Raw genomic sequence first — 3,726 nt, 5'->3', positions numbered from 1 at the left:
GTGGACGTCTCGATCTCGGTTGAGTACAACCCCGACATCGAAAAATTGTACCGGCGTTTCGAGGACGGCCAGGAGCTGACCGATGCCGAGGTCGGCGCACTCGTTCGGGCTGGAAAAATTGGTGGGGAGGAGATCGAAGAATTGGTCGAGTCGCCCCGGGGCTTCACCGGATATCCTGTTAAATTTGGTATGAGAGAGTAAGTAACTACCGGATTGTGGGAATTTCATCACACTCATACTGGTCGCAGACGAGCCTAATTGGGTCAAGGTTGTTGATCCACAACATCATATGATTATGGTTATAATTCTGACATAGTTGTTTCTCATCAAGTTTCGTGGTCTCTTGTTGGCTTTGTCTCCGTCGGAGCGAACATATCGTACTCTTCGAGAGGAGAAATGCTCAAACACCACTAGCATATCCGTGACATTGCAGAACGACTCTACCAAAGAATCGCCTTGTAGGATTGCTGAGCACATATTCCAGCCTTCACCCTGCTCGCTGGTTCGGTAACTGTTTTTACGACACTCTCTTCCACTATATAAAATGGGGATAATTATTCAACCATATCATTAAATTCCTTCACTACAGATTGCTGGAAATCCCTAACTGTGTGTTCTAAAGCAACTTCAAGCCCATTTTGTGTAAGTGGATAATAACTGTCGGGTTTAGAACTGATTTCAAATAATAAATCAGCTAATTCTTTAGCACTATTTGGGTCAAATAGGAGTCCATTTTCTTTGTGTGTAATATAATCACGAATACCGAAAGTATTGGCTCCCAACAAAATACATCCAGACGCGAGTGCTTCTAATCCAGTGGTGGCATAACCTTCCATCAAAGAAGGGAGAACAAATGCAAAGCATTTTTCCAGTAGTTCTCTCTTCTCGCTTTCACTAATATATCCTAAAAATTCAACCCTGGACAAACCCAGCTCACATTTGATATTTAATAATTCATTTTTCATCACCCCTGATCCAGCAATCTTCAGTTCATAATCGTTATTTTTCTGCTCAAACTTGTTCCATGCGTGTAACAAAGTAGAAATATTTTTTCGCTTAACCAGCCTTCCTAAGTATAAAATTTTCTTAGAACTAGGGTTGTAATTGTGATTAAATTCATCCACTTTTATTGCTGGCTTTATTATATGCGTTTTTTTATGTCCTGTCCTTTTTATGAACCTGTCCTGCGTACTAGGTCCCGCACAAACAATTTCTGGATCATTCAAATACGGAATAGAATGGTCAATAAATTGGAGCATAGACCCTTTTATCTGACCCATAAATTCTCTGGCTGAGTTGAAATACGCTGTGTGCAGAAAAACAGCGTTGACTGTATCTTCTGGGCAAAATATGTGGGTTGGGAAATGAGGTATATGAGAGATATCATCAACAACAATATCATATCCTGGCGAATCTAATAATGATCGAACTCTACTTATCCCTCTTACTGAATTGATTATTTTCCACTTAGCGTTTACCGGTTCTGAATATCCAAATGATTTAATAGAATTATTATCAGACTTAGGTCCACTTGTGGGGCAAAGGATATCCGCTTGCCAGCCTGTAGAATTTAGAGCCTTAGCCAACTCAAGTATTAGGTTATCGGCACCTCCTTTAATTTGGTTATCGAGATCCCAATGAGATCGTATTAGAGCTCTTTTCATACTGAATTGCATGATGGGACACAATACATAAGTTTCCGGTTCGTATTTGAAGTCGTATTTAGTTAATACTGAAAGTAATTATTGGACTGGAAAACAGATTCGTGGAGTACAGTAGTCTTAGACGTCCTATTAGGATTCAGAGCTTACTTGTGGCCAAGTGTCCGTTACTGTAAATCATCCAAAAATTCTCCGAAATATAGGGGTCTAGGTAGAGTAATACTCTAGTAATTACCTAAACACTACAGCGAACGCTAAGCGAAGATTTTTTGATCTCTCGTCCACCTCATCTTCAAATAGCTAGCTCATCGGTTTGGGTACTGACTGTCGAACCTGTGTCGGAGTCGCCGACTCGCGACGTCCATCAGCCAGAGAAATCACTTTTTTTATTGAACGAACAAGTTTCTGAGGTCATTATCAGCATTCCAATGATGAATTGTTCACATACAGATAAGTAAATAGTGATGTTTGTCCAAACGGCTACTTTACTTGTTAGAATTCGTTTGATTTATCAACCCATCTTGACGCCATCTAATGAGTTGATAACGATCCCTAATAATCCAAACAGCTATAAGACAATAAAATAAAAAAATGAAATACGTAAATAATGTCTCTTGAGCGCTGGAAGAGAGCCCACCAAGCTGAAAAACAGCATTCTACGCATCAGTCAGGTCCACCAAACAGAAATCAGGTGAACGAGATACTCAAAAATCACGGAACAAATATTTCTGAATTAAATAATAAGGCTGTTCTAGCTGTTGGAGGGGGGACTGGAATTATACATCGCCTCCCAAATACCTCTCTCGCGATAACAGCCGATCCAATAACAGATTTAGTGTCAGAAGTATTAGTAGAATCGTCTGCGGAGTTATGCACTGCAGCAGGCGAAAATTTGCCATTTATATCAAATAGTTTTGATTTTGTTATATGTCGAAATGTACTTGATCACGTCGTTGATCCAAATACAGTCTTGGATGAAATAAAAAGGGTGATTAAACCAGATGGAAAAATGATTTTCGATATTAATACATTTGACATACCAGCACCGGTACGTAGACGATTGAGTTTAATTGATGCCCCTCATCCGTACCACTTTTCCACTGACGAAGTAAAAAAACTTCTCGAGAATTCTGGATTCAAGATTGAATATGCAGATAAGTGGCGACCTTCAATAAGGAAAAGTAATCTTAAGCGGAGCATCGCTATTTTAGCATTTCGAATGAAGAAAATAAATATGCTTTGCTCATTATAAATTATATCATAAAATCAGTCTCATAGCGTGTTTCTCTCGACCGGGATCATTTCCTCGTTCGTAGTTGGTGATCGCGACGACGAGTCGTAGGCAAAGCGCAACAAACACTTCTGTTCGTGCGTGGACGCAGTCTCGGGTGCGAACGTGCCCGAGGCCACAGTCCTTGACCGCGTGGTTAGTTCGTTTAATGTCCGTCCGGTGTTGTGCGTCTCGTCTAAGACGGCTGCTTGATCTGAACGTCCTCTCTGTGTTCGGTGATACGCCATATCTTTCGGATCGTCAGCGTTTCGCGGGTTGTACGGGGCGACTGGCACGACCTCTGCGGCTAGCAGTGGTCGCGCCAGTCGAGGATGTCGTAGGCACTTTCTCCAAGCACCCAGATCGGTACATCGACGGCGATCCGCATCACGCATAACGCGGATCGCCGTCTCTTGGGACGCTTGATTGGCCTGTGAGAACTCGGCTGCTATCGGGCTTTTTGCGCCAGTCGAGACTATCGTACAGCCGAATCCGTAGAAATACTCCTCAGCTGTCGGGTCGTAGTTCCACGAGGCAGCGTCGTTGTACTGGATTGCCTCGACTTGGGTCGAATCGATGGATAGGTCAAGTCGAGCAGGCCGCCGCCTGCGGCCTGCTTGACGAGCCTATCGAAGACATCGACGATGGCGGTTTGTCGAGTCCGTAGTAGTACCAGATGCCGTGCTGGAGTTCTCACGTGACCGGATATGTGCCGTAAACATCCTCGTAGTAGCAGTGCAGAAAGGGTCGTGTTTAGTTTGGAGCATTGAGCCAGGCGGCAAATGCTTGGAGCCA

General features: G+C 43.0%; 3 protein-coding genes and 1 pseudogene. 2 read left to right on the top strand and 2 right to left on the bottom strand.

The features are described from left to right. The coding region (locus BLU74_RS19175; RefSeq protein ID WP_175454713.1) for a hypothetical protein at positions 1–201 on the top strand (201 nt) is incomplete at its 5' end. A gap of 353 nt (positions 202–554) precedes the next feature. Here BLU74_RS19175 and BLU74_RS18315 read toward each other — a convergent pair. Further along, positions 555–1,664 carry a glycosyltransferase family 4 protein gene (locus BLU74_RS18315; protein ID WP_175454712.1) on the bottom strand — a complete coding sequence of 370 codons (1,110 nt, stop codon included), beginning with the start codon at positions 1,662–1,664 and terminating at the stop codon, positions 555–557. A gap of 604 nt (positions 1,665–2,268) precedes the next feature. On the opposite strand from BLU74_RS18315, the gene BLU74_RS18310 reads away from it, so the two are divergent. After that, positions 2,269–2,913, top strand: a complete 645-nt coding sequence (locus tag BLU74_RS18310; RefSeq protein ID WP_089769949.1) for a class I SAM-dependent methyltransferase — start codon at positions 2,269–2,271, stop codon at positions 2,911–2,913. Between the two features lie 6 nt (positions 2,914–2,919). Here BLU74_RS18310 and BLU74_RS18305 read toward each other — a convergent pair. After that, positions 2,920–3,681, bottom strand: a pseudogene (locus BLU74_RS18305) (transposase); the annotation flags it as partial. Positions 3,682–3,726: the final 45 nt, after the last annotated feature.

The sequence above is a fragment of the Halobellus clavatus genome (assembly GCF_900107195.1).
Taxonomy (GTDB): Archaea; Halobacteriota; Halobacteria; order Halobacteriales; family Haloferacaceae; genus Haloquadratum; species Haloquadratum clavatum.
Note: the sequence above shows the minus strand (reverse complement) of the source record. Positions and strands in the feature narration are given on the sequence as shown.

Bases quoted from the DNA above. Each gene is read 5' to 3' on its own strand.
- BLU74_RS18315 (WP_175454712.1), bottom strand. From the start codon at position 1,664: ATGAAAAGAGCTCTAATACGATCTCATTGGGATCTCGATAACCAAATT.
- BLU74_RS18310 (WP_089769949.1), top strand. From the start codon at position 2,269: ATGTCTCTTGAGCGCTGGAAGAGAGCCCACCAAGCTGAAAAACAGCAT.